Origin of the sequence: Microvirga splendida (assembly GCF_016427565.1) — a bacterium.
GTDB classification, from domain to species: Bacteria; Pseudomonadota; Alphaproteobacteria; order Rhizobiales; family Beijerinckiaceae; genus Microvirga; species Microvirga splendida.
The window spans coordinates 149,061-174,740 of the sequence record NZ_JAELXT010000008.1 but is presented as its reverse complement, the minus strand read 5'-3'; the positions used below and the strand labels follow the sequence as shown (position 1 = coordinate 174,740).

At 66.5% G+C, this 25,680-nt stretch carries 23 protein-coding genes and 2 pseudogenes; 15 read left to right on the top strand and 10 right to left on the bottom strand.

The annotated features are described in order from the left end of the window. Positions 1-236: pseudogene (locus tag JAO75_RS10880) on the top strand (hypothetical protein); the annotation flags it as partial. Positions 237-325: 89 nt separating this feature from the next. Here JAO75_RS10880 and JAO75_RS10875 read toward each other — a convergent pair. Continuing rightward, a complete protein-coding gene (locus JAO75_RS10875; protein WP_343234594.1) occupies positions 326-2,599 on the bottom strand; it encodes an ATP-binding protein in 2,274 nt (757 codons plus the stop codon). 245 nt (positions 2,600-2,844) lie between these two features. Beyond that, positions 2,845-5,496, bottom strand: a complete 2,652-nt coding sequence (pepN, locus tag JAO75_RS10870) for an aminopeptidase N (RefSeq protein ID WP_199049089.1) — start codon at positions 5,494-5,496, stop codon at positions 2,845-2,847. Positions 5,497-5,689: 193 nt separating this feature from the next. Between pepN and JAO75_RS10865 the strand changes: the two genes are divergently transcribed. From JAO75_RS10865 to ybaK, 7 genes are all read left to right on the top strand, one after another. After that, on the top strand, positions 5,690-6,130 hold the full coding sequence (locus JAO75_RS10865) for a VOC family protein (RefSeq protein WP_199049087.1): 441 nt from the start codon (positions 5,690-5,692) through the stop codon (positions 6,128-6,130). Positions 6,131-6,241: 111 nt separating this feature from the next. Continuing rightward, entirely contained in the window at positions 6,242-7,723 is a 1,482-nt protein-coding gene (gene xdhA, locus JAO75_RS10860) for a xanthine dehydrogenase small subunit (protein ID WP_199049085.1), read from the top strand. Between the two features lie 4 nt (positions 7,724-7,727). After that, the gene (gene xdhB / locus JAO75_RS10855; RefSeq protein WP_246742450.1) at positions 7,728-10,193 is read left to right on the top strand and encodes a xanthine dehydrogenase molybdopterin binding subunit; all 2,466 of its coding nucleotides are present in this window, start codon (positions 7,728-7,730) and stop codon (positions 10,191-10,193) included. Then, entirely contained in the window at positions 10,190-11,155 is a 966-nt protein-coding gene (xdhC, locus tag JAO75_RS10850; protein ID WP_199049083.1) for a xanthine dehydrogenase accessory protein XdhC, read from the top strand. Before xdhB ends, xdhC begins: the two co-directional genes overlap by 4 nt. A gap of 6 nt (positions 11,156-11,161) precedes the next feature. Then, positions 11,162-11,647, top strand: coding sequence for a nucleoside deaminase (locus JAO75_RS10845; RefSeq protein WP_199049081.1), 486 nt, complete (start codon positions 11,162-11,164; stop codon positions 11,645-11,647). A gap of 73 nt (positions 11,648-11,720) precedes the next feature. Then, a complete protein-coding gene (locus tag JAO75_RS10840) occupies positions 11,721-12,341 on the top strand; it encodes an urease accessory protein UreE (RefSeq protein WP_199049079.1) in 621 nt (206 codons plus the stop codon). Between the two features lie 29 nt (positions 12,342-12,370). After that, a complete protein-coding gene (ybaK, locus tag JAO75_RS10835) occupies positions 12,371-12,841 on the top strand; it encodes a Cys-tRNA(Pro) deacylase (protein WP_199049077.1) in 471 nt (156 codons plus the stop codon). 96 nt (positions 12,842-12,937) lie between these two features. Here ybaK and JAO75_RS10830 read toward each other — a convergent pair whose 3' ends face one another. After that, positions 12,938-13,651: a DNA helicase gene (locus JAO75_RS10830; RefSeq protein WP_199049075.1), complete on the bottom strand. Its 714-nt coding sequence runs from the start codon at positions 13,649-13,651 to the stop codon at positions 12,938-12,940. A gap of 211 nt (positions 13,652-13,862) precedes the next feature. Further along, a complete protein-coding gene (locus JAO75_RS10825) occupies positions 13,863-14,657 on the bottom strand; it encodes a phospholipase A2 family protein (protein ID WP_199049073.1) in 795 nt (264 codons plus the stop codon). Between the two features lie 230 nt (positions 14,658-14,887). On the opposite strand from JAO75_RS10825, the gene dusA reads away from it, so the two are divergent. Continuing rightward, positions 14,888-15,883 (top strand): tRNA dihydrouridine(20/20a) synthase DusA, encoded by a 996-nt coding sequence (gene dusA, locus JAO75_RS10820; protein WP_199049071.1) that lies wholly within the window; start codon positions 14,888-14,890, stop codon positions 15,881-15,883. Between the two features lie 2 nt (positions 15,884-15,885). Here the strand turns inward: dusA and JAO75_RS10815 are convergent, their stop codons facing one another. The 4 genes from JAO75_RS10815 to cobS all read right to left on the bottom strand — a co-directional run bounded on the left by JAO75_RS10815 (position 15,886) and on the right by cobS (position 18,254). Further along, positions 15,886-16,422, bottom strand: coding sequence for a hypothetical protein (locus JAO75_RS10815; protein WP_199049069.1), 537 nt, complete (start codon positions 16,420-16,422; stop codon positions 15,886-15,888). 63 nt (positions 16,423-16,485) lie between these two features. Further along, positions 16,486-17,187: a retropepsin-like aspartic protease family protein gene (locus tag JAO75_RS10810; RefSeq protein WP_199049067.1), complete on the bottom strand. Its 702-nt coding sequence runs from the start codon at positions 17,185-17,187 to the stop codon at positions 16,486-16,488. Then, positions 17,187-17,402 carry a DUF1289 domain-containing protein gene (locus JAO75_RS10805; RefSeq protein ID WP_199049065.1) on the bottom strand — a complete coding sequence of 72 codons (216 nt, stop codon included), beginning with the start codon at positions 17,400-17,402 and terminating at the stop codon, positions 17,187-17,189. The genes JAO75_RS10810 and JAO75_RS10805 overlap by 1 nt, the downstream gene beginning before the upstream one ends. A 15-nt stretch (positions 17,403-17,417) precedes the next feature. Continuing rightward, positions 17,418-18,254: an adenosylcobinamide-GDP ribazoletransferase gene (gene cobS, locus JAO75_RS10800; protein ID WP_425523173.1), complete on the bottom strand. Its 837-nt coding sequence runs from the start codon at positions 18,252-18,254 to the stop codon at positions 17,418-17,420. A 77-nt stretch (positions 18,255-18,331) separates the two neighbouring features. Here cobS and cobT point away from each other — a divergent pair, with 77 nt between their 5' ends. Continuing rightward, entirely contained in the window at positions 18,332-19,357 is a 1,026-nt protein-coding gene (cobT, locus tag JAO75_RS10795) for a nicotinate-nucleotide--dimethylbenzimidazole phosphoribosyltransferase (protein WP_199049063.1), read from the top strand. Next, complete coding sequence (locus tag JAO75_RS24830) at positions 19,354-19,863, top strand: thermonuclease family protein (protein WP_199049061.1); 510 nt, start codon at positions 19,354-19,356, stop codon at positions 19,861-19,863. Before cobT ends, JAO75_RS24830 begins: the two co-directional genes overlap by 4 nt. A gap of 2 nt (positions 19,864-19,865) precedes the next feature. Here the strand turns inward: JAO75_RS24830 and JAO75_RS10785 are convergent, their stop codons facing one another. Continuing rightward, on the bottom strand, positions 19,866-20,447 hold the full coding sequence (locus JAO75_RS10785; protein WP_199049059.1) for a LysE family translocator: 582 nt from the start codon (positions 20,445-20,447) through the stop codon (positions 19,866-19,868). Positions 20,448-20,539: 92 nt separating this feature from the next. Here JAO75_RS10785 and JAO75_RS10780 point away from each other — a divergent pair, with 92 nt between their 5' ends. The 4 genes from JAO75_RS10780 to JAO75_RS10765 all read left to right on the top strand — a co-directional run bounded on the left by JAO75_RS10780 (position 20,540) and on the right by JAO75_RS10765 (position 24,685). Beyond that, positions 20,540-21,184 carry a uracil-DNA glycosylase family protein gene (locus JAO75_RS10780; RefSeq protein ID WP_199049057.1) on the top strand — a complete coding sequence of 215 codons (645 nt, stop codon included), beginning with the start codon at positions 20,540-20,542 and terminating at the stop codon, positions 21,182-21,184. A 4-nt stretch (positions 21,185-21,188) separates the two neighbouring features. Next, the gene (locus JAO75_RS10775; RefSeq protein WP_199049055.1) at positions 21,189-21,980 is read left to right on the top strand and encodes an enoyl-CoA hydratase-related protein; all 792 of its coding nucleotides are present in this window, start codon (positions 21,189-21,191) and stop codon (positions 21,978-21,980) included. Positions 21,981-21,993: 13 nt separating this feature from the next. Continuing rightward, positions 21,994-22,200: a hypothetical protein gene (locus tag JAO75_RS10770; protein ID WP_199049053.1), complete on the top strand. Its 207-nt coding sequence runs from the start codon at positions 21,994-21,996 to the stop codon at positions 22,198-22,200. 109 nt (positions 22,201-22,309) lie between these two features. Then, a complete protein-coding gene (locus tag JAO75_RS10765) occupies positions 22,310-24,685 on the top strand; it encodes a caspase family protein (RefSeq protein ID WP_199049050.1) in 2,376 nt (791 codons plus the stop codon). A 68-nt stretch (positions 24,686-24,753) separates the two neighbouring features. Here the strand turns inward: JAO75_RS10765 and JAO75_RS10760 are convergent. Then, positions 24,754-25,626: pseudogene (locus JAO75_RS10760) on the bottom strand (NAD(P)-dependent oxidoreductase); the annotation flags it as partial. Positions 25,627-25,680 lie beyond the last annotated feature (54 nt).

Here is a 25,680-nt window from a genome sequence, read left to right as displayed (position 1 = left end):
TTTACATCTACGAGACCAGCGATGGGCTAACCTATGTGAATGCCGAGCTGAAGAGCACGGCGTTCACGACCGGTGCAGCGGCCACGTCCTCGTCCCACCGCATCGTCTACGACAAGGCCACGGGAGGCCTGTTCTACGATGCGGACGGCACCGGCAGCATCGCGCAGGTGCAGTTTGCCAAGCTCTCGGCCGGGCTGGCGCTCTCGGCCGCCAACTTCGGGCTCTATACGCTGTAAACCCGAGCGGCCTCAAACAACAAAGCCGGCGCTGATGAGGCGCCGGCTTTTTTACGTGAACCACTGATGGTGTGGACGAAGCGTGGAACTCAGGCTGCCGCGTCGGCCAGGGCGATGTCCGCGTGGGTGGCTTCCGTGAGCGGCAGGTGGACCAGCACGATGGTGCCGACACCTTCCTGGCTCTTGATGCGCAAGCTGCCGCCGTGGAGTTCGGTAAGGGAGCGGGCGATGGCGAGACCCAGGCCCGAGCCCTTGTAGCTCTTCGAGAACTCGGTCTCGACCTGCTCGAAAGGCTGGCCGAGCTTGTGCAGGGCGTGGGCCGGGATGCCGATGCCGTTGTCCTCGACGTAGATGTTGACCGCATTGCCGGCCTGGCGGGTACGCACCGTGATGCAGCCGCCTTCGCTCGTGAACTTCGTGGCGTTCTGGAGCAGGTTGACGAGGATCTGGTGCAGGGCGCGCTCGTCGGCGGGCACCACGATATCCTCGGGGCTCACATCGACGGTGACGGAGAGGTTCTTGGCTTTGGTCTGCTCGCCCACCAGCTTGAGGGCGCGCTGGATCGAGGCGTGAACCGCCATCGGCTGCTTGGTCAGGCTCGTGCGGCCCGCCTCGATGCGCGACATGTCGAGGATGTCGTTGATCACCGACAGGAGATACTGGCCGCTCGAGCGGATGTCGGAGCAGTATTCCTCATATTTCTCGGAGCCGAGCGAGCCGAAGATGCCGCTCTGCATCACTTCCGCAAAGCCGATGATGGCGTTGAGCGGCGTGCGCAGCTCATGGCTCATGTTGGCGAGGAATTCGGATTTCGCGCGGTTGGCGCTCTCGGCCTGAGCCTTCTGGTCGAGGTAGCGCTCGGCGAGATCCGCGAGCTGGTGCGTCTGCGCCTCGAGCTTCTGGCGCGACTGCTTGAGATCGAGAACGGTGGCGATGAGTTCCTTCTCGGACTCGACGAGACGGTGCTCGTGGCGCTTGAGCGCGGTGATGTCCGTGCCCACCGACACGTAGCCGCCGTCCTTGGTGCGGCGCTCGTTGATCTGCAGCCAGCGGCCATCCTGAAGGCGTGCCTCGAAGGTGCGCGCACCCACATCCTGCTGCTCGCGGCGCAGGAACTGGTGCTGCACTTCCGGCGGACGGCCCAGCGCCATCACTTCCGCATAGGACTTGCCTTGCAGCTGCGCATCGGCCGGCAACTCGTGCAGCTTCTGGAACTTGGAATTGCACAGCACGAGGTTGTTGTTGGCGTCCCACAGCACGAAGGCCTCGGAGATCGCCTCGATGGCGTCGTGCAGGCGGGCGTCGGCCTTGGCGGTCTTCTCCTCCAGGCCGCGCTGCTCGGTCACGTCCACGGCGATGCCGACGAGATGGCTCGCTGCATCGTCGGGATCGTTCATCAGCTCGGCGCGGGCGCGCAGCCACACCCAATCGCCCGTGAGGCTGCGGATGCGGAACTCGTAATCGACGAGCGAGGTGCTGGCGGAGGCGAGCTGCTCGGCGAGAGTGAAGAGGTCCTGATCCTCGGGATGGATCATGGCGTTCACTTCGCCGAAGGAGAGGAACTCGTCCTGGCGCTCGTAGCCGAGGAGCTCATACATGGAATCGGACCAGTAGATGCGGCCGCGGCCGATGTCCCAGTCCCACAGCCCGCAGCGTCCGCGGTTGAGCGCGGAATCGATGCGGTCGCGCACCTTCTCGCAGACCTCGTCGGCGGCGCGCGCGCGGTTCGCCTGCATCACATAAGCCACGCCGATGCCGAGCAGCACCAGGATCGTGGCGCCGAGCAGCGACACGTGGCCGATGGTGCGCGTCCACCAGCCCGACAGGATGTGCGGCATGGGCTGCACCAGCGCGATCTGTCCCGAGGAGGCATGTAGCGCACGAACGGTCGCCATTCCTTCAACGCCGCCGGGGAGCCGCACCGTCATGACGCCGGCGCGGTCGGCAAACAGCATCAGTGGCTGCGCTTCGCCCAGGATATCGGTGAGCTTGCCGGGAGCATTCTTCATCGCCGGATGAACGGCCAGGATGGTGCCCGCCGGATCGACCAGCATGAGCGTGCGGTTCTGCGTCAGGGCGCTCGGAGGCATGTCCCTGGCCAGCTCCTCCAGCTGCGCCGCAGCCTGCGCGCCGTTGCCTGGAGCCGGAGCGGCACCGAGCTTTGCCGCCGAGAGGGATGCGATGATGTCGATGTCGTTGATGGCGTCGAAGAGCGTGTCCTTGCGGCCGTCGCGGATCTGAACCCACGCGCTGCCTGCAAGAGTCATAAGGAAGATGATCAGAACGGCCGGAACCGCCAGACGAAGGAGAGGCTCATGCCGCTCAAGCCTGCGATAGGCTGGGTTCGCGTCTGAACGCGTCACCCCTAGAATCGTACCCGCGCGTGCGGGTACGCATGCGGTCACCGCCCCCGCCATGCGATGTTTCCTCCGGAACCATTTTCGTCCTGTTTCGGAGGACGTGCCGCATCTCTCCGAATCACTAACAATAGAATCTTGAGCGGGTGATTTGTCTAGTTAGTAGAAGCCGAAGGTTAATAAAAAATTTCCTATGTCGCCTTCCCCTGGGGAAATCTGGGACAAGCCCGTAACCTATTCATTCGTATAGGTTATTTCGATTGGCTTTCCTCAAGGGAGCGGCTCACGATATCGCCTACGTCGCGGGAAAGATTGGGCTTTTGCGCGATGGAGCGCAGGGCCTCTTCCGCGTGCTTGCGCCGGCCGATTTCCATCATCCGCCAGGTGCTGAAAGCGGTCAGCAGGCGGGCGGCGAGCTGGGGGTTCAGCTCGTCCGCACGCAGGACGATCGAGGCGAGGAAGCGATAGCCCGCGCCGTCCGCCCGGTTGAACTGAACCTGGTTCAGCATGGCGAAGCTGCCGATCAGCGAGCGCACCCGGTTGGGATTGCCGATGGAGAAGGCGGGATGCTCCATCAGGCTCTTCACGCGCTCGAGGGTTCCATCCTCCGGGATGGCAGCCTGCAGGGTGAACCATTTGTCGATCACGAGCGGTTCGTTGCGATAGCGCTCCCCGAACCGGCCGATGGCCTCCTCGCACGCCTTGCCCGGATTAGTCGTCAGCACGCTGAGGGAGGCGAGGCGGTCCGTCATGTTGGTGGCGGATTCGAGCTGCGTCAGGGCAAGCGCTTCACCGGCCTCGGGATCGGCCGCAGCCAAAAGATCGAGGCAGGCGTTGCGCAGAGAGCGGCGTCCGGCGCTGACCGCATCAGGGCTGTAGGGACCATCGTCCGTAAGGGTCGCGTAAAGGCGCTGCAGGCGCTCGACGCTGGCCATTCCGATGCGCCGGCGCAGCTCGGTTCGTGCGCGATGGATCGCGTCCGGATTCACGTTCTGGCCGATCTCCTGTGCGATGTCGGCCTCGCTCGGCAGCGTCATGACGAGAGCCGCAAAGGCAGGGTCGCTTTCGGCATCCCTGTCGATGAAGGAGCACAGCGCCGCCGAGTAGGCGTCGATCTCATCGTCCGTGACCGGCCCACTGGTCGACAGGGAGGCCAGCAGCCGCATAGCGACGGTCTGCGCCGCCTGCCAGCGGTTGAATGCATCCGCGTCGTGCCGCAGGAGGACAAGCAGCTCCGCGCTCGGCAGATCGAGCGAGACCTTCACCGGGGCCGAGAAGCCCCGGAACAGGGACGGGACCGGCAGGGACGTCACGCCCGTGAAGGTGATGCTGTCAGTCGCCTTGTCGAACAGGAGCACGCCCCGTTCGTCCACTCGGTCGCACGCTGCGCTCACGGGGGAGCCATCATGAGAGACGAGGCCCAGGGTGACCGGTATGGCCATCGGCTCCTTCTTCCCCTGGCCAGGCGTCGGGGGTGTGACTTGCGTGAAATCCAGCCGGTATGTCTGAGCGGTCCCGTCGTAATGGCTCTTCACCGTGACGCGAGGCGTGCCGGACTGCTCGTACCAGCGGGCGAAATGCGACAGGTCGCGGCCCGTGACCTCCGCGAAGGCGCTCAGGAAATCCTCGACCGTCGCGGCCGTGCCGTCGCAGCGCTCGAAGTAGAGGTCCATGCCGCGCCGGAAATCCTCCTCGCCGATGATCGTCTTGAGCATGCGGACGATCTCCGCGCCCTTTTCATAAACCGTGGCGGTGTAGAAGTTGTTGATCTCCCGGTACTGGTTCGGGCGCACCGGATGGGCGAGGGGGCTCGAATCCTCCAGGAACTGGCGGGCCCGCAGGGTCTTCACCTCGGCGATGCGGTGCACGGGGCGCGAGCGCTCGTCGGAGGAGAATTCCTGGTCGCGGAAGACCGTCAGGCCCTCCTTCAGGCAGAGCTGGAACCAGTCGCGGCAGGTCACGCGGTTGCCGGACCAGTTGTGGAAATACTCGTGCGCGATGATCGCCTCGATATGGGCGTAGTCCATGTCGGTGGCGGTCTCAGGGGAGGCCAGCACGTATTTGTCGTTGAAGATGTTGAGGCCCTTGTTCTCCATGGCGCCCATGTTGAAGTCGGACACGGCCACGATGTTGAACACGTCGAGGTCGTATTCCCGGCCGAAGACCTGCTCGTCCCACCGCATGGAGCGTTCGAGCGCATCCAGGGCGTAATCGGCGCGGCTCTCCTTGCCGGGCTCCACATAGACCGCAAGCTCCACCTCGCGCCCGCTCATGGTGGTGAAGCTCTTGGCGACCCGGCCCAAGCGGCCGCCCACCAGCGCAAAGAGGTAGGACGGTTTGGGATGCGGGTCGTGCCAGACGGCATAGTGCCGGCCGGGATCGTCCGTCGCCCCGCTTTCGACCGGGTTGCCGTTGCCGAGGAGGACGGGAGCCTCGTCGAGGCCGGCCTCAATGCGGGTGGTGTAGACGGAGAGAACGTCGGGCCGGTCGAGGAAATAGGTGATGCGTCGGAAACCCTCCGCCTCGCATTGCGTGCAGTAATTGCCGCCCGAGCGGTAGAGCCCCATGAGCTTGGTGTTCGCCGTCGGGTTGATCTCGGTCTCGATCGTCAGGGTGAAGGCCTGGCGGGGCGCCTGCGCGATGGTGAGGGAATCAGGCGAGGCCTCGAACTCCTCGTCGGACAGGACCCGTCCATCCAGGGCGAGGGATTTCAGGTTCAGCTCATCGCCGTCGAGAACAAGAGGCGCGTCCGAGCGCCCGGCCGGGTTGGGCCTCATGACGAGCGTCGCGGTAATCCGGGTCTCCGTCGGGTGCAGCTTCACGTCGAGATTGACATTGTCGATCAGGAAGTCGCTGGGCCGGTAGTCCTCAAGGCGAACGACGGGTGCTGTCTCGGTGCGCATCGGGTACTCGTTTGAAACGATGTTGCTTTGGTTCTAGGGCCTTGGGGAGGGACCGCCAGTCTGCTTGGCGCAGCAACGCTTAAAAGTCACTTGATATTGGCCGAATCCAAGGCTTTTTCCGCGCAACAAAATGGTACCCCTTGATCTCCGGACGAAATACGCCATCACCTGAATCCTGCTCACGGAGACGATCATGGAATACCTGCACACGATGGTTCGCGTCTCGAACCTCGAACAATCCCTCGACTTCTTCTGCAACAAGTTCGGCCTCGTCGAGGTCCGCCGGATCGAAAACGAGAAGGGGCGCTTCACCCTCGTGTTCCTGGCAGCGCCCGGTGATGTGGAGAAGTCCCGGGATACCAGGGCGCCGCTCCTGGAGCTCACCTATAACTGGGACGAGCACGAATATGCCGGTGGCCGCAATTTCGGCCATCTCGCCTACCGAGTCGACGACATCTACGAGACCTGCCAGAGGCTCATGGATGCGGGCGTCACCATCAACCGGCCGCCCCGCGACGGCTATATGGCCTTCGTGAAGACCCCCGATAACATCTCCATCGAGCTGCTCCAGCGCGGCGAACCCAAGCCCGCGCAGGAGCCCTGGGCGTCCATGGCCAATACAGGCACCTGGTAAGCTTGGGTTCTCGGCGCCCCTTCGAAAACCTCCCCTTGGCGAAAAGGTCTTGCTCCTCCATTCTACCCGGCCCACCATAATACAGCCGGGTCGAACCGGCGGAGGAACACAGTGGTACGAGAGACAATCCGCTTCTGGCGGCAGGGACAAGCCATCGAGGTTTCAGGCTTTCATCCGCGCACCACGCTTCTGGACTACTTAAGGCTTCAGGAGCGTCGCGTCGGCACCAAGGAGGGATGCGCGGAGGGCGATTGCGGCGCCTGCACCGTGGCCCTGGGCCGGGTGAGGGGTGGACGCGTGCATTACGAGCCGGTCAATGCCTGCATCCTGCTCCTCGGTCAGATCGACGGCGCTGAGCTCGTCACGGTTGAAGATCTCGCGGCCGGCGGCGAACTCCACCCGGTGCAATCCGCCATGGTGGAGGCCCACGGCTCCCAATGCGGGTTCTGCACCCCCGGCATCGTGATGAGCCTGTTCACTCTCTATCACGACGGCGGGCGGCCCCTGAGCCGCGAGAGCGTCAACGACGCGCTGGCCGGCAATCTCTGCCGCTGCACGGGCTACAGGCCCATTGTCGATGCGGCCCTGCACGTCTGCGGTGGTCAGCCTGACGATGCTTTCGCCACCCACGCTGAGCAGAATGTGCAGGGTGTGGAGGCACTCGCCGACGGCCAGGATATCTTCATCGGCGATGAAAGTCGTTTCTTCGCCGCGCCTGCCAGCGAGGATTCCCTTGCGGTGCTTTACGCGCAGCATCCTGACGCCACCCTGGTGGCCGGCTGCACCGATGTCGGTCTGTGGATCACGAAGGGCATGGCCGAGATCGAGAAGATCATCTGGCTTGGACGCGTGACGGGCCTCGATCGCATCGAGGAGACCTCCGACATGGTTGGTATCGGCGCGACCGTCACCCATGCCGAGGCCCACCCGTCGCTGGCCCGCATCGATCCGGATCTCGGCGAGCTCATGCGCCGCTTCGGATCCTGGCAGGTGCGTGCTTCCGGAACCGTGGGCGGCAACATTGCCAACGGCTCGCCCATCGGCGATCTTGCGCCCGCGCTGATCGCGCTGGGCTCCGAGCTGGAACTGCGCCATGGCGATGCCACGCGCACCATGGCGCTCGAAAACTTCTTCATCGCCTATCGAAAGCAGGACCGGGTGCCGGGCGAGTTCGTGCGCCGTGTCACGGTGCCGAAGCTCAAAGGCAACGAGGTCTTCCGCGCCTACAAGATCTCCAAGCGCTTCGACGAGGACATCTCGGCTGCGATGGGAGCCTTCAGGTTCACCCTCGACGGCAGGCGCATCGCCGAGGCGCGCGTCGCCTTCGGCGGTATGGCGGCAACGCCCAAGCGGGCGCCCGAGACGGAACGGGCGCTCGTCGGCCTCTCCCTCGACGAGCCGTCGACCTGGGGCGAGGCGATGGCGGCCATTGCGCGCGATTACCAGCCCCTCGACGATCACAGATCCTCCGCCGCCTATCGCGCAACGGTGGCGCGCAATCTCGTGTTCAAGGCCTTGAGCGAAGCTGCTTCAGGCGAAACACGCGCCACGCGCATCATCGGCCAGCGCGACGCGCTCCAGGCGGCGGAGTAGGGCCATGAACGAGCAAATGAAACTCGACGCTAAGAACATCTCCCCCTTGAGGGGGGAGGTCGCGCCGCAGGCGCGGGAGGGGGTAGGAAACTCCACATCTGCGAGTGTCGCGCTGCCATCCCACCCCGGAGCGCTGACGCGCTCCGACCCTCCCCCTCAAGGGGAGGGTATTGAGGTCCTCCGCCACGTCCGCAAGCCCCTGCCTCACGATTCCGGCCCGAAGCACGTGCAGGGCGTCGCGCAGTATATCGACGACATCCGCGAGCCTGAGGGCACGCTGCATGTGGCCATCGGCCAGTCGCCGAAAGCGCGCGGACGCCTGATCTCCCTCGATGTGTCTGCGGTCCGCGCCATGCCCGGCGTGGTGGCGGTCCTCACGACAGACGATATTCCCGGCAAGAACGATGTGTCGCCCGCCTTCGGCGACGATCCGCTCTTCGTCAATACCGAGATCGGCTTCCTGGGCCAGGCGCTCTTCGCGGTCGTCGCCACGAGCCGCGACATCGCACGCCGTGCCGTCAAGAAGGCCGTGATGGAGATCGAATCCGAGACGCCGAGCATTACGGTCGAGGATGCGCTGGAGCGTCAGGAGACCGTGCTGCCGGATTACGCTTACGGCCGCGGCGATCCGGCTGCCGTCATCGCGCAGGCACCGGTTAAACTGGAAGGCCAGTTCCGCGTCGGCGGCCAGGAGCATTTCTATCTCGAGGGCCAGGTCGCCATGGCGATTCCAGGCGAGGACGGCGACATCCATGTCTATTCCTCGACCCAGCATCCCACGGAAGTGCAGCATGTGGTTGCCCGCGTGCTCGACATTCCGGATGCTTACGTGACCTGCGAGACGCGCCGCATGGGCGGCGGCTTCGGCGGCAAGGAAAGCCAGGCGACGCAATGGGCTGTGACGGCGGCGCTCGCTGCGCGGGTGACCGGACGCCCGTGCAAGCTGCGGCTCGACCGCGACGACGACTTCATCCTCACCGGCAAGCGCCACGACTTCCGCTGCGACTGGAAGGTCGGCGTCGACGAGGAGGGGCGCATCCAGGGCTATGCGGTCGATCTGCTGGCCCGCTGCGGCTATTCGGCGGATCTCTCCGCCGGCGTGGTGGATCGGGCGATGTTCCACGCGGACAACGCCTATTGGATGCCTGCCGTGCATATCGCCTCGAAGCGGCTGAAAACCAATACAGTGTCGAACACGGCGTTTCGCGGCTTCGGCGGCCCGCAGGGCATGCTCGCCGTCGAGCATGTGATGGACCAGATCGCCTGGGCGACCGGGCGCGATCCGCTCGACGTGCGCTACGCCAATTTCTATCGGCCGGGCGAGAACGTTACGCCCTACGGCATGGAGGTGGAGGAGACCGACACCCTCGTCAATCTCGTGCGCACGCTCGAAGAGACCTCGAACTACCGGGCCCGCCGCGAGGAGATCGCGGCTTTCAACGCCTCCTCGCCGATCATGAAGCGCGGCCTCGCGCTCACGCCGGTGAAGTTCGGCATCAGCTTTACGCTCACGCACATGAACCAGGCCGGCGCCCTGGTGCACGTGTATCAGGACGGCTCCGTGCACCTGAACCACGGCGGCACCGAGATGGGGCAGGGGCTCTATATCAAGGTGGCGCAGGTGGTGGCCGAGGAATTCGGCATTGCCATGGAGCGTGTGCGCATCACCGCAACGACGACCGCGAAGGTGCCCAACACCTCGCCGACGGCCGCATCGTCCGGCTCCGATCTCAACGGCATGGCGGCGAAGATCGCCGCGGGCGCGATCAAGAAGCGGATGACGGCCTATGCCGCGGAGGCCCATGGTGTTCCCGAGGATCAGATCGCGTTCCGCGACGACCGGGTGTTCATCGGCAACGAGAGCCTGCCGTTCGATGAACTGGCCAAGAAATGCATCGCGGCCCGCGTGCAGCTCTCCGAGGCAGGACATTACAAGACCCCGAAGATCACCTGGGATCGCGCCAAGGGAACGGGCCGCCCGTTCTTCTACTTCGCCTATGGGGCAGCCTGTTCCGAGGTGATCGTCGATACGCTCACGGGCGAGAACCGCCTGCTGCGCACCGACATCCTGCACGATGTGGGCCGCTCCCTGAACCCTGCCATCGACATCGGCCAGATCGAAGGCGGCTTCGTGCAGGGCATGGGCTGGCTCACCACCGAGGAACTGGTCTTCGCTAAGGACGGTCGCCTCCTCACGCACGCGCCTTCGACCTATAAGATCCCGGTCGCGTCCGATGTGCCCGCCGCCTTCAACGTGGCGCTCTATCCAAACGAGAACCGGGAGGAGACGATCTACCGCTCCAAGGCGGTGGGCGAGCCGCCGGTCATGCTGGCCAACAGCGTCTTCTGTGCGCTGGTCGATGCCGTCCACGCGCTCGACCCGGCGCAGCCCGTGCCGCTCCATGCGCCCGCGACCCCGGAGGCGGTCCTGCGCGCCTGCGAAGCATTGCGGGGGAGGCCCATGGGGTGAGGGTCTGGCGCCAGCTTGCCGACTTCGTGCAGCGGCACGGAGCCGCCGCCCTCATCTCCGTCCATGACGTGAAAGGCTCCGCCCCCCGCGAGGTCGGCGCGCGCATGGTGGTGCGGCCCGACGGCGCCTTCCACGGCACCATCGGCGGCGGGCAGCTCGAATTCCGCATGCTCGACATCGCCCGCGAGATGCTCCGTGCTGGCCGCGGTCCGGCCCGGATCGTCGATCAGGCGCTCGGGCCCGATCTCGGCCAATGCTGCGGCGGGCGGGTGAAGATCCTGATCGAGGCCTTTGACGGCCGCGATATGGAAGACCTTGCGCCGCTCGTCGAAGCGGAGTCGGGAGGTGGACTCTTCGAGCTTGAATGCCGGATGGACGATGGGCGCGTGAGGCGCGAGTTCTCCTCGGCCGTCGGCGACGACCGCTGGACCGGCTGGCGCGAGACCCATGGCGAGGTTCGCACCCCCGTTCTCCTGTTCGGCGCCGGCCATGTGGGCCGGGCGCTGGTGCTGTCGCTCGCGCCTCTGCCGTTCGCCGTGCGCTGGCTCGACGACCGGGACGATGCCTTTCCCGCGCATCTGCCGCCGAACGCGAAGGCCGTGCGCATGTGGGATCCGGAGGCCGAGATCGACGAGGCCAAGCCGGATTCGCTCATCCTGGTCATGACCCACGACCACCCCCTCGACATGGCGATCACGGCGGCGGCCCTGAGGCGGGATTTTCCCTATGTCGGCCTCATCGGCAGCGCCACGAAGCGGGCGCGCTTCGAGAAGCGCTTTAGGGAGCTCGCTCTCCCCGAGGAGACGATCCGCTCCCTCGTCTGCCCCATCGGGCTGCCCGGCATCGAGGACAAGGACCCGGCCATCATCGCGGCCTCCGTGACCGCGCAACTGCTGCAGGTGCGGGAGCACGGGCCGGTCAATCGAAATTTCTCGCCTCCGGCAGCCTCGAACGATACATAAAGCCCCATGAGCACCAACCGACTTGAAGATCAGCGCCATCTGGCGCGCGCCGTTGAGCTGTCCCGCGAGCATATGGAGCAGGGGGCCGGCGGCCCCTTCGGCGCCGTGATCGTGCGCGACGGCAGGGTTCTGGCCGAGGGCTGGAACCAGGTCACCTCCGCCAAGGACCCGACGGCCCATGCGGAGGTCACGGCGATCCGCCGCGCCTGCGAGGCCGTCGGCACCCATTCCCTGGAGGGCGCCACCCTTTACACGAGCTGCGAGCCGTGCCCCATGTGCCTTGCCTCCGCCTATTGGGCGCGGGTGGGCCGCATTGTCTATGCCAACACCCGGCAGGACGCCGCTGAGATCGGCTTCGACGACAGCCTGATCTACGACGAGATCCCCAAGCCGGTCTCCGAGCGCCTGATCCCCATGGACCATCAGCCGAGCCTGGAGGCCAAGGCGGTGTTCGATGCCTGGGCGGACAAGGACGACAAGATCCCTTATTAATGACCGGCCGGGTGGCAGCGCCCGGCCAGGCTGCCTATCTGAGCTTCACCCGAACACAGACCGAGACGAACCCATGCCCCGCGTCACCACCATCGTCCGCAAGCCCGCCGTGAAGGCCGACCGCGTCGTCGACACCATCACCCTCGACCACGCGGCGAGAAACCGCCGCCATGGAGCGCTCAAGGGAGCGGGTGGGACCGAGATCCATCTCGACCTCGACATGGAGACCACCATCAACGACGGCGACGCCCTGCGGCTCGAGGACGGGCATCTCGTCCAGGTGAAGGCTGCGCCTGAGTCCCTGCTCGAGGTGAGGGCCGAAAATCCTTTACGCCTCATGCGCCTCGCTTGGCATCTCGGCAGCAATCACGGCCTCGCTGAGATGACCGCAGATGCTCTCTACATCGAGAACAACCCGGCCTTGGCCGAGTTGGCGCGCGGGCAGGGCTGCACCGTGACCCCGGTGGAGCGCCCGTTCAAGCCGGAGCGCAGCACCCATGTGTGCGATCACGACCATGGCCACCACCATCATGGCCACGCGCACAGCCATGAGCACGCGCACGCTCACGGCCATTCCCATGACCATGGGCACTCCCATGATCACAAGCACGATCATCACCACGACCATGCGCATCATCACGAGCATGGCCCCGGCTGCGGATGCGGCCACCACGGACACAAGCACGATCACTGATCGGGGCTGGCGCTAAATTATCGTCGACCATGTCCAAGACCACCCGCGCGACGTTGGCCCTGCAGCAGGCCGGCGTGTCCTTCACAGTGCACTCATACGAGTACGACCCGAATGCGGAGCGCATCGGCCTGCAGGCGGCCGAGGCCATGGGGGCCGATCCGTCGAGCGTGCTGAAAACCCTGATGGTGCTGGTGGACAACAAGCCGGCCTGCGTGATCCTTCCCTCCGACCAGGAGGTGAACCTGAAGAAGCTCGCCTCGGCGCTCGGCGGCAAGGCCGCCCAGATGATGAAGCCGGCGGATGCCGAGCGCATCACCGGCTACCACGTGGGTGGCATCAGCCCCTTCGGCCAGAAGAAGCGCATCCCGACCGTGCTGGAGCAGGCGTCCTTCGAGCACGCGGAGGTTTTCATCAACGGCGGGCAGAGGGGACTACAGGTAAAGCTCGACCCGCGTGCGGCGGCGTCCGTGCTGGATGCGAAGGTCGCGGGGGTGGTTTAGAGCCTGACGTCACTCGCGTTCCCGGGGGGACGAGGCTCAGAGCTGCCGACGACCAAACCGCGGATGTGGGAACACCCGCGGTCGAAGGTCGTCCGCTTAACGTGCGGACTGAAACCGGATGTCGCCATCGTTCAGAAAGCACAGCTTGCTGAAGAGCGTCAGGTCCAGAGGATTGGGCAATCGGACATCTCGGATGTCGGGACATGGCTTCTTAGAGGGGTCATATGAGCGATCGATCTGAGAGATGAAGACAATGATCATCCCGCGCTCCTGCGCGAATGATCTGAGCGCGCCGACCTGAACCTCCAATGCGGGGTTTTCGCGCCTCTGATCGAGCAACTGCAGATAGTCAATCACCGCTATCGTGCCACGGGGTGCGGAAGCCAGCGCGGCGATGATGTAGTCGGCCTGGATGGCGTCCGAACAATCGAAATCGAATTGCCCGTCGAATTGTGCCGGCTCCACGCCGATGGCGCGAAAGCGCTCCAGAATGTCCTTCTCCGTATATTCCAGCGAGTAGAAGGCGCAGCGTTTGCCGGATCTCATCGCTTCCACGGCAAGTTCGAGGCTCATCAAGGTTTTGCCTTGGCCCGGTCGCGCACCCAGCAGCATCAAGTCTCCAGGGACGAGTTGCGCAAAAATCTTGCCGGCGGGCGCAAGCGCAGACTGCTTCGATGCCAGCAAGCTCCAGCCGCTATAGCCTTCCTGGACGGCAATTCGGTCAAGCGCCTTGTGCAGCGGAATGCCTTCGTCGCGCGACAGGAGCTTGGCTTTACGTTTCAAGTGAAAAATAGGCGCAGACAGCCTCATCGATAAACCTCCTATTGCGAGCAGTATTCGCAGTCCCTCCTTATGCTGGGCGCTCGAACAGTCGGTCCGATGATCGTCTTAGCCCCGTATGGATGATACTTTCCCGGTGGAGGGGGGAGGCGTGGGCCGCGCCGGAATCAGAGCATAGCGCACTTCTGCCCAGCCGGAAATCGGGCACTCATTTGAAAGACCGTGAGGTCGGAGTCGACATTCAGATCAGGAGATCGTGGTACTCAAGAAAGGCGAACTTGCCTTTGATCGCCGTCAAGGGCTCCGGGGCGATGGGGTGAGTCGTCACATCGCTGAGCCAGTCGGAAGCATCGTCTAGGAACTGCTCGACGTCAGATTGGCAGGAGCCGTCGACGATGGTCTCGACTGCGTTCGCGAGCTGCGGCGCCGCGTCCTGGAGGAAGTCGATCGCCTCGTCCGTGAGCACATCCTGAAAGTTCGTCGGCGCCGAGCCGAGGGAGCCGGCAAGGTCGAGGACTGCCCCGGCAGCCGCCTTCGCAATCGGGCTCTCGGAGGCTGCGAGCGCCTGGCCGATTGTGCCCAGCCAGCCGACGAACCCGGCGATTTCCTGCGGTTCGGGCGTGATGCTGCCTTCCTCGATGCGGGCGATAGCGCCCTCGACGATCTGCCCTACATCAACCTGCAGCAGGAGTTCCGGGTGGTTGTTGACGACGGCAATCTGATAGAGCATCGCCAGAACCGCTCCACCCGCGTACAGGTCGCCTTCTCCCGTCACCTCGTCCGCCGGTTGCTCCAGAATCCCTTGGATCAGCAGCAGATCGGCCTGAGCGCGCAGAAGCGTGTTCGGCTGATCATAAGCTTGGTCGTGAACGAGGAACAGCGCATCGAGGCGGTCCTCCGGCGGGACGGAGTAGTTCCCCGGCTCGTTGTCGCCGACAACTTCGCCGCCTGACCAGTTCGGCCCTCCATATTGACCATAGGTGGGAACAGGAATGTCTGCGGGACCTTCCGTGAGTTGCAGCCAGTTGATCTGCATGGATCCATCCTCACCTGACGCGTGATCTCGGGAAGGGTGGTCAGGTCGAGCCTTCAGGTCACAGGCTCAATCGGGCGACATTGCGGTAGCGTGGCCATGGGGAGAGACCGGCTTCAATCGTGTGTGACACCAACGGTCGCTTATTTTCCTTGAGATCGCAGCCACCATATTGGAAAAGCCTGTGGCAAGGACCAATCGTCGGAAAACTCTCCTAAAATGCCAGTTTCGAGATGACCCAGAAATTTTTCACCGTGGCCCCCATGATGGACTGGACAGACCGGCACTGCCGGGCGTTCCATCGCGTTCTGTCGCGTCGGGCGCGGCTTTATACGGAGATGGTCACCACGGGGGCGGTCATTCATGGGCCGCGGGAGCGGCTGCTCGGGTTCAGCGGCGCTGAACATCCGGTGGCGGTGCAGCTTGGCGGGTCCGATCCGAAGGATCTGGCGGAAGCCGCCAGGATCTGCGCCGAGTTCGGCTATGACGAGGTCAACCTGAACGTCGGCTGCCCCTCCGACCGGGTGCAGAACGGCCGCTTCGGCGCCTGCCTGATGCAGGAGCCAAAGCTGGTGGGCGAGTGCGTGGCGGCCATGAAGGCGGCCGTCTCCCTGCCGGTGACGGTGAAGTGCCGGATCGGGGTGGACGACCAGGACACGGAGGAGGCCCTGAACCGTCTCACCGATTGCGTGGTGGCGGCCGGCTGCGACGAGCTGACGGTCCATGCCCGCAAGGCCTGGCTGCAGGGCCTGTCGCCCAAGGAGAACCGGGATATTCCGCCGCTCGACTATCCCAGGGTCTACCGCCTGAAGCAGGCGCGGCCGGACCTGCCGGTCGCCATCAATGGCGGCATCAAGACCTGGCCGGAGATCTATGAGCACCTGAGGCATGTTGACGGCGTGATGCTCGGCCGCGTGGCCTATCACGAGCCCGAGATCCTGCTCGGGGTGGACCCCGAGCTTTACGGCGAGACGGCCCCCGTGGCCGACGGGTTCGAGGCGGTGGAGGCCTACGAGCCCTATGTTGCGGAGCATCTCGCCAAGGGCGAGCGCCTGCACAACATCACCCGGCACATGCTCGGCCTCTTCACCGGCCGCCCCGGCGCACGCGCCTATCGCCGCCATCTGGCGACCGAGGCGGTGAAGCCGGGCGCGAACCTGCAGACCCTGCGGGACGCGGTGGCGCACGTCTCCCGGGCGGAACCGGCCCTGCTGGCCGCCTCAGCCTGATTTCATCGGCGTCGCGCCTCCTGCCGCCGCGAGCTTGATCGCGTGCGGCTGTCGACGGCGCTCAGGACGGCTTCCGTCACGAGGCCGAGGACCAGATGGGCGACGAGGCCGCGGGCATGGGCCTGCCATGGATAGCGGCGGGGTGGCGCGGCAAATCCCAGCGCCGGGTTGATCAGCTCATCCTCGATGGCCAAGATGCCGAGGCCGAGCACAAGGCCCCGGCCGATCACGCCGTCCGGAATGTGCCGGCGCATGGTGCCGTAAACGGCGGTCGAGGACATGGCCAGGGCGTAGTGCATAGCAATGCCCGCCGGATGCGGCTGGGCTGGCGGCGCGCGGCCAACCGCTTTCGCCATGGCCCCCACCATGTTGTGAGCCGGGTCCTTGCCGTTCGGGCGCACGTGCTGCGTTCGCCGCCACGCTTCTGGATCCTCGTGCTCCACCATGTACCAATCGACCCGGTCCATGACCCAGGTGGCGGCCGCGCCTGCGGCGGCTCCCTTGGCGAGGTCAGCCGCCACTGTGCCGTTCATCTTCATGCGGATCTCCGAGAATGCCGTTGACGCATTTCGACAAGAGAGGCCGCAGGTCTTGGTTCCGAACTAGGGCTCTTGTCTCGCCCGCAGGATCAGCCGGTTCCCGCGCACTTCATAGGAGCCGAGGCGCTCGAGGAAGCTCATGCCGAGGAGGTTCGCGTGGAGCACGCCCGTGCGGGCGATGAGCGCGCGAACGTTGCGCTCCGTGATCGTCCCGACGGTCAGGCGCTCGATCACCACGGGAGCGGCCAAAGCTGCGCCGTTGGCGGTCGAGACGGGGATCGAGTAGTTCAGGTCCTCTGGGTCGAAGCCGAGAGTCGCGGCGTTCTCCGCCCGCAGGACCACGGTGCTGGCGCCCGTGTCGAAGATGAAGCGCGTGTCGCGGCCGTTCACCTCGCCCTGCACCAGGAAGCTGCCGTCCATCCGCCGTGCGGCCACCACCTCGCCCTCGGGCGTGGTGACGGTGCGGCCGACCGCGATGTCGCCGATGGCGCGGTCGATCACGGCCTGCAACTCGTCGCGGGACGCGTAGGTGACGAGCAGGGCGATGAGGATGCCGCCGCTGACGGCAATGGACTGCACCCCATAGGTCCAGTGGCGGGCGAAACCCTCGACGATGGAGGCCGCCATGAGGAGGCAGAGGCCGCCCATGGCCAGCAGCCCTGCGGCCTCCAGAGGGGAGAACTCGCCGATAGTGTCCTCGGCGAAGAGCCCCACCAGAAAGGCGCCGATGAGAAGGATAAGGCCCGCTCCGCGAATGCCCGGCATCAATCGGCCTTGCCCGGTTCAGGCGCGAAGGGGGATTCGAGCGAGAAGGCCTGGCGCATCCGCTCCGGCAGTTCCGCCATGATCTGCTGGCGCTCCTCTTCCGGGATGCGGTACCAGCGGGTGATCTCCTCCCGCGTGCGGCCGCAGCCTTCGCACAGGCCGGTTTCGGCATCGAGGGTGCAGACGCGGATGCAGGGGCTGGAAACGCGGGTCATGGTCTTCTCATGTCGTCACGCCGGAAGAACGGTCAAGAGGCCGATCAGCGCGGCGATCTCGGCGATCTGCTGTGCGGCCCCCGCGATGTCACCCGTCTGCCCGCCGAGATGGCGGGCCGCGAAGCGGGTGACGGCAAGCCCCGCAAGCCCGGAGAGCGCCAGCATCAGGATGATCCCGGCAGCCGGAAGGCCGGCAAATACGCCGAGCAGAACCGTGAGGATGACGGCGATTCCTCCCGCCCGCCAGAAGGTCTTGCGCGCCGGCTGGCCGACGGCCTGGGACATGCCGTCCAGGCGGGCCGGGGGCAGGAATACGAGGGGCATCAGGCCCGCCGTGCGGGACAGGGAGGCGGCGATGAGGATTGCCGCCGCGACGGCCCCATTGTCGATCCGCGTGGCCAGGGCCGCCAGGGCGCCGATCCGCAGCGCGAGCGCGAGGACCAGGGCCGAGGCGCCGAAGGAGCCGATCCGGCTGTCGCGCATGATCTCCAGGCGCTTCTCGCGGGTGGTGCCCCCGATGCTGTCGGCGGTATCGGCCAGGCCGTCTTCGTGAAGAGCGCCGGTGGTCAGCACCATGGCGGCGACCGACAGGGTCGCGGCAAGCCAGGGGCCGAGATCGAGGAGCAGGGCAAGGGCCAGCACGGCTGCCGGAAGAAGGCCCAGCACGAGGCCCGCGACGGGAATCATGCGCAGCAGGCGCGGAAAGCTCGGCGGCGCATGGGCGTCCTGCTCCCACGGCAGGGCTGGCACCGGAAGCCGGGAATAGAAGCGAACGCAATGGGCTAGGTCGATGGCCGCCGCCCGCCACGCGCTCATGGGCGCCGCCTCACCCTGCTCAAATTGCTCCGACATGCTTCACCCCGCGTGCATGGGCCGTTATAGGTCACGCCTCTTCGCGTTCTGCAATGCCCCCTGGGCTGGAGCCCTCCATGTCTGATGCCGTGTCCTCACCTTTCGACGATATCCGCCGCCTGATCACGACCATGCCGGGTCCGGACGAGGTCGCCGTCGAGGCTGTGCGGATGCGCGACCGGCAACTGACCAAGCCGGCCGGCAGCCTCGGGCGCCTGGAATGGGTCGCCGAGTGGCTCGCCGCCTGGCAGGCCAAGCCGACGCCCAGCGTCGACCGTCCGCTTGTCTGCGTCTTTGCGGCAAGCCACGGCGTGACTGCCAAGGGCGTGTCGGCCTTCCCGTCGGACGTGAACCGCCAGATGCTCGAGAACTTTGCGGCGGGCGGGGCTGCGATCAACCAGATCTGCGCCGCCTATGGCCTGGGCTTCAAGGTGTTCGACCTCGCCATCGACATGCCGACCGGCGACATCACCGAGGGGGACGCCATGGACGAGAAGGCCTGCGTGGCCACCATGGCCTTCGGCATGGAGGCGATTGCGGGCGGCACGGACCTCCTTGCCATCGGCGAAATGGGCATCGGCAACACCACGGTCGCGGCGGCGATCTACACGGCGCTGTACGGCGGTCCGGCCGAGCACTGGGTCGGGCGCGGCACGGGCGTGGACGACGAGGGTCTGAAGCGCAAGGTCGCGGCCGTCGAGGCGGCCATCGCCCATCACGGCGACAACTTGCGGGACCCGCTCGACCTGCTGCGCCGTATCGGCGGGCGCGAGATCGCCGCCATGGCGGGCGCGATCCTGGCCGCGCGCCTGCAGCGGATCCCGGTGGTGCTCGACGGCTACGTGGCGACGGCCGCAGCCGCCATCCTCCATGCCATTCATCCCTCGACCATCGATCACTGCATCGCCGGCCATCTCAGCGCCGAAGGCGCGCACCAGGACGTGCTGGCCCGCCTCGGCAAGATCCCGCTTCTCGCGCTCGGCATGCGGCTCGGCGAGGGATCGGGCGCGGCGCTGGCGATCGGGCTCGTGAAGGCCGCGGCTGCGGTCCATCGCGATATGGCCACCTTCGGGCAGGCAGGGGTGTCCGAGCGACTGTCGTGAGACGGTCCCGTCGCCGCTCCGGGCCGAGCGGCATCACCTCCCTGGCCATCGCGTTGGCGCTCGCCGGCGGGGCCGGGCTCGTGCTCAAGCCCAATGATCGCACACTCGAAGGCCGGGCGCAGGTCACCGACGGCGATACGATTCGCATCGGCGACGCCCGCATTCGCCTCAAAGGCATCGACGCGCCCGAGATGGAGCAGCGATGCTCCCGCTCCGGCCGCTCCTATGCCTGCGGCGAGACTGCCCGGCGGGCGCTGATCGAGATCGTGTCGGCTAAGACGGTGCGCTGCCGCGCCGCCGGCCGCGACCGTTACCGGCGAATTCTCGCCCGCTGCACCGTCGACGGGAACGACATCGGCACCCGAATGGTGGAGAGCGGCTGGGCCGTCTCCTACGGGCGCGATTACGATGCCGAGGAGGCGCGCGCACAGGAGCGGGGAGCGGGGCTCTGGGAGGGCGAGTTCGAGCGGCCGCAGGACTGGCGGAGAAACGCCCAGGGCCGGTGACGTCAGCCGAGCGCGGCTGCTCCGAGCGAGGCCGAGAAGGTGAGCAGGACAAGGGCTGCACCCCGTTGAAGGGTTTGCGGCCGGATGAGGAAATCCGGTCGCGACAGCGCCGACCCGAAGCCGATCCACGCCACCGCAATCGGCACGATCACGGCCGTGAAGATCGCCATCGCCTGCAGGAAAGCGGCTGAGCTCCGGAAGGCCGCTTCGGGAAAGATCACGGCGGCGAACAGGAGCGCCTTGGGATTGAGCAATGTCGCCGTGAAGACCCGGCGGGTGCCGAAGCCGGATCCGCCCAGCGCCTCTCCCGCCCTCGACCACAAGCCCCACGCGACGGCCACCAGATAGGCCGCGCAGGCGAGCCGGAGGGCCGGCTTCAGCCAGGGCAAGGCAGCCGAGGCCGGCTCCAGAAACAGGCCCCACCCGGCAATCGCGAGGGCATAGCCGAACAGCTCCGCAGGCACGAGCGGCAGCGAATGGCGAAAGCCCGCCTGCGCGCCCGCGCTTGCGAGCAGCGTATTGGTCGGACCCGGCGTCGCCAGGATGGCGGCCACGGCCGGGACGAAGGTGAGCACATCGATCATGGCATCCTTGTAAGCGTCGCCAGACGCGCATGCCTTGATCCGCCTCAACCCGTGGTCTCGATACGGCCGGCCTCGATCCCCATCTGACGGGGATGAATCCCTCGACGAATTTCGAAGATCTCGCCGCGCAGTTGCGGGCCTGCCGCATCTGCCGCGATGCGCCCCGTTACGGCACAGCCTTGCCGCACGAGCCGCGCCCGATCCTCCAGGGCAGCGCCACGGCGCGCCTGTGCATCGCCAGCCAGGCGCCCGGCACGCGGGCCCATGCCAGCGGCATTCCGTTCGCAGACCGCTCGGGCTCGCGGCTGCGCTCGTGGCTCGGCATGGACGAGGCGGTTTTCTACGATCCCGCGAAGGTCGCCATCGTGCCGATGGGCTCCTGCTTTCCCGGCCAGGATGCGAAGGGCGGCGATCTCGGGCCGCGCCGGGAATGCGCCGAGGCCTGGCGCCGGCCGCTCTTTTCGGCGATGCCGGACCTCGATCTCGTCCTGCTGATCGGCCAGTACTCGCAGGCGTGGCACCTCGGCGACAACTTCAAGGACGGGCTCACCGAGACGGTGAGGCGCTGGCGCGAGATCCTTGAGAATCCGCAAAAGCCCCGCATTTTGCCGCTGCCGCACCCTTCCTGGCGCAACAACGGCTGGCTTAAGACTAATTCCTGGTTCGAAGCGGAGCTTTTGCCGGTTCTCCGCTCGGAGATCCGTACTATGTTCAGGTTCGACGATAAGGAGCTTTGACAGCATGAGCCCGACGACCCTGCGCTGCACCGTCGACGGACCGGTCGCGACGATCACCCTCGCGCGGCCCGACAAGATGAACGCCTTCAACGCCACCATGCATGCCGAGCTGCGCGAGGCGCTCGATCAGTGCGAGCGGGACGACAATGTGCGCGTGCTGGTGCTGACCGGGGAGGGGCGTGCCTTCTCCTCGGGCCAGGACCTGACGGTCGACCTGAAGCGCGACGAGCAGGGGCGGCTCGACCTAGGGCCTGCCCTGGAGCGCGACTACAATCCCCTGATCCTCAGGCTCTCCGGCTATTCGAAGCCGACCATCGCGGCTCTCAACGGACCGGCCGTCGGGGCCTCCATGAACATCGCGCTGGCCTGCGACATCGTCGTGGCGGCCCGTTCCGCCTATCTGCAGGAGGCGTTTTCCAAGATCGGCCTGATCCCCGATGCCGGCGGAACCTGGATCCTGCCGCGCCTGATCGGCCCGAAGATGGCGCTCGCCCTCATGCTCAGCGCCGAGGCCGTTCCGGCCGAGGAGGCGCAACGCATGGGCCTCGTCTACAAGGTGTTCGACGATGCCTCCTTCGCGGTCGACGTGGCGGCCTTCGCGGCCAAGCTCGCGGCCGGGCCGGGGCTGTCGTATCGCCTGACCAAGCAGGCGGTGGCGCAGAGCCTGTCGAACGACCTGGAGGCCCAGCTCAAGCTGGAGGCGAAGCTGCAGAGCGAAGCGGGATCGAGCGACGACTTCATGGAGGGCGTCGCGGCCTTCCGCGAGAAGCGTCCTCCTCGGTTCCAGGGACGGTGAGAGGAAGAGAGCCATGCGCCCCACCTACTGGATCCTCGGTCTCGCCACCTTGAGCATCGTGATCGGCATGTTCATGTCCCGCGACCCCGAACGCGCCGAACGGATGTCGCAGATGTACCGGGACGCGGCGCTGACGGGCGAGACCCGGCAGATGGCGATCATGGGCCTTGCGCTCGCCATCGGTGCCTTCGTGGTCTACCTCACCATGACCCGGCGGTGACGACCCGCTTCTGCGGCGATTGTCCCCGTTTGTTCACGGCCCATTCAACTGACTTGGCCTTTTCTGGCAGCATCATCCCGCAGAAGCGGGTCGAAGAGGGGCGTGAACCGTGCTTTCCCTGAAACGTGCTATCGTTTTTGCTGCCTTGACCCTGACGGCTGCTCTTGGTCAGGCCTCGGCCGCCCTTGCCCAGGACCGCCTCGCCCTTGTGCTCGGGCAGGGCGCCTATGAGGGGCGCCAGCTTCCGACCGCCGCGAACGATGCGGGCCTCATCGCCCAGACCCTGACCAGCGCCGGGTTCGAGGTCGTCCAGGGCCGCGATCTCAACGCCAGCGACCTGCGCAGCCTCGTCCGGGACTTCCTCGACAAGGCCGAGAATCTGGAGCCCGGCTCCACGGTGATGGTCTATGTCGCCGGGCATGGCGTCCAGCTCGAAGGCGACAACTACCTGCTGCCCGTCGACGCCCGCATTCAGCGCGACGCGGACATTCCCATCGAAGGCTTCCGTCTCTCCGATCTCGTCCGGGCCCTTGAGCAGAGCCCGGCCAAGGTGAGGGTGGTCGTGGCCGACATGGCGCGGGATTACCCGCTCTCCTCCACGGGCGAGCCGCTCGCCAAGGGGCTGGCTCTCGTCGAGCCGCCCTCTGGCTTCCTGATGGCCTTCTCCTCGGCGCCCAATATCGTCGCCGGTGATGGCCAGGGCCCCTACGGCGCCTATGCCACGGCGCTTGCGGAAATGATCCGTCAGCCGGGCCTGCCCCTCGACGAGGTTTTCGCCCGCACGCGCCTGCGCACCCACGAAGCCACGAACGGCCTGCAGATCCCGTGGCATTCGGCCAATCTCCGCGATGCCTCCTTCGTCTATTTCGAGCAGGTCGAGGCGGCCGCAGCGCCCCTCGTTCGCGAGGTGCGCCGGATAGAGGAAGTCCCGGCCGAGGAGGCCTATGCCATCGCGGTCGAGCGCGACACGATTCCGGCCTATCAGGAGTTCTTGCGCCGCTATCCCGACCATCGCCTTGCCCGCCGCGTGACTGCGCTGCTCGCCGCCCGCCGCGAAGCGGTCGTCTGGCGCCGCACCGTCGCGCGCAACACGCGCGAGGCCTACTGGACCTATCTGCGCGCCTACCCGAAGGGGCCGCATGCGGCCGATTGCCGGCGCAGGCTCGCGCGCCTGTCCGCGCCCTATGCCCCGCCGGCTTTCTTCGAGGAGGTGGTCTATGAGGATCTCCCGCCGCCGCTGCCGGAGGTCGAGCGGATCGAGATCGTAGAGGTTGTGACGATCATTCGCGAGGTGCCGCCGCCGCGCGTGCCGGTCTATCTCCTGCCGCGCTGGGACGAGGACGACGAGGACTTCATCACCATCATCCGCGAGCCGCCGCCGCCGCCCATCATGGCCGGTGTGCTGCCGATCCCGTATCCGATTCCGGTGCCGTATCGGGCGCGCCCGCCGCGCTACTTCTACCAGCCGATCGCACCCAGGACGCCGAGAGGCCCGGTCGCCATCCCCGTGCGGGCTCCCTATGTATTCGACCGCAGGGACGAGCCTCTCCCCGGTCCGCGCCGCTACCCGCGCGACGAGCGGCTCCGCGTGCCGCGCCAGCCAGGGCTGGCTGCGCCCCTCGAGCCGATTCCGGTGGCCGTCAATCCGCGGGCGCCCCGCGAGGAGAGGGACGTCCGTTCCGGCGAGCGCCCGCGCATGCGGCCGGACCGCATTCCCTCGCGAAGGATTCCGCTGATCGGCGAGCAGGAGGGGCGTCCCCGTCCCGTTCGGCCCGAGATCGTGGAGCCGAGGGAGCGCCCCGGTCGGGATCGCGGCCAGCGCGATATCCGGCCCGACGCTCCCGTTCGGGATGCCGCACGTCCGCGAGACCGGCGCCTCGATGGGGATGAGATTCTGCCCCGTCAGCCGAGGCTCGACCGGCCGCGGATCGAGATCGAGCGCGAGCGTCCGGATCGGGACAGAGCGGCCCGGGAGCCGGAACGCCGCGAACCGCGCATCAGGCCCGACCGGAGACTCGACCCTGTGATCGGGCTGCCCCGGATCGAGGAACGCCGGCCCGGTCGTGACAGCGATGAGGCGCCCCACCGGCGTCCTGAGCGGCCCGCATCCGTGGAGAGGCCGGACCGGGAGGAGAGGCCTGCCCGTGCGATGCGGCCTGCTGCTCGCGATGAGCTGCGCCCGGAGCGTCCCTTCCGCGATGTTGCGCCCAGGGAGATCGACCGGCCCGAGAGGCGCGCCCGCCAGCTCTTCGAGGAGCGCCCCGCGCCCCGTCGGATGGAGCGGCCAGAGCCCCGCATGGAAGCTCCCGCGCGGGTGGAGCGGGCTTTCCGCGAACAGCCGAGAGGCTTCGACCAGCCCCGCCCGGGGCGTGACATGGACAGGCCATCCCGCGACCGGCCTTCCTTCGACGGCCCGAGGCGCCAGGGCGGAGAAGGCCGCGCCCAGCGCTGCCAGCCCGGACGCCCCTGTCCGCAGGAGCGCTGACGCCTCAAAACAAAAAAAGCCGGAGCCTTAGCGCTCCGGCTTCTTCATTTGGAATGGTGGGCCGCGCCTCACTTCTCCAGGCGCGCGATCAGGCTCGACGTATCCCAGCGCTTGCCGCCCATCTTCTGCACGTCCGCGTAGAACTGGTCGACGATGGCCGTGACCGGGAGGCTGGCGCCGTTCTTGCGCGCCTCGCCCAGCACGATGGACAGGTCCTTGCGCATCCAGTCGACGGCGAAGCCGAAGTCGAACTTGCCCTGGTTCATGGTCTTGCCGCGGTTCTCCATCTGCCAGGAGCCGGCGGCGCCCTTCGAGATCACCTCGAGCACGGCCTCGATGTCGAGGCCGGCTTTCTTGCCGAAATGGATGCCCTCGGCCAGCCCCTGCACGAGGCCGGCGATGCAGATCTGGTTGATCATCTTGGTGAGCTGGCCGGAGCCGGCGGGGCCGAGCAGGCGGCAGGCGCGGGCGAAGCTCATGATCACCGGCTCTGCCTTTCCGTAAGGCTCGGCATCGCCGCCGCACATCACCGTGAGGACGCCGTTCTCGGCACCCGCCTGGCCGCCCGACACCGGGGCGTCGATGAAGGCGAAGCCCTTCTCCTGGGCGGCGGCGTAGAGTTCGCGCGCCACTTCCGCGGAAGCCGTGGTGTGATCGACGAAGATGGCGCCCTTACCCATGCCCTGGAAGGCGCCGTCCTCCCCGAGCGTCACCTGGCGCAGGTCGTCGTCGTTGCCGACGCAGGCGAAGACGATCTCCTGGCCCTCGGCCGCTTCGCGCGGGGTCCTGGCGGCGCGTCCGCCGTTCTCCGACACCCACTTGTCCGCCTTGGCGGAGGTGCGGTTGTAGACCGTCACCTCATGGCCCTTCTCCTTGAGGTGACGCGCCATGGGGTAGCCCATCACGCCAAGTCCGAGGAATGCAACCTTCGCCATCGTCCGCTCCCTGAAATCCTCCTTCGGTTCTAGGAAGAGAGGAGGCCAGGGTCAAACGGC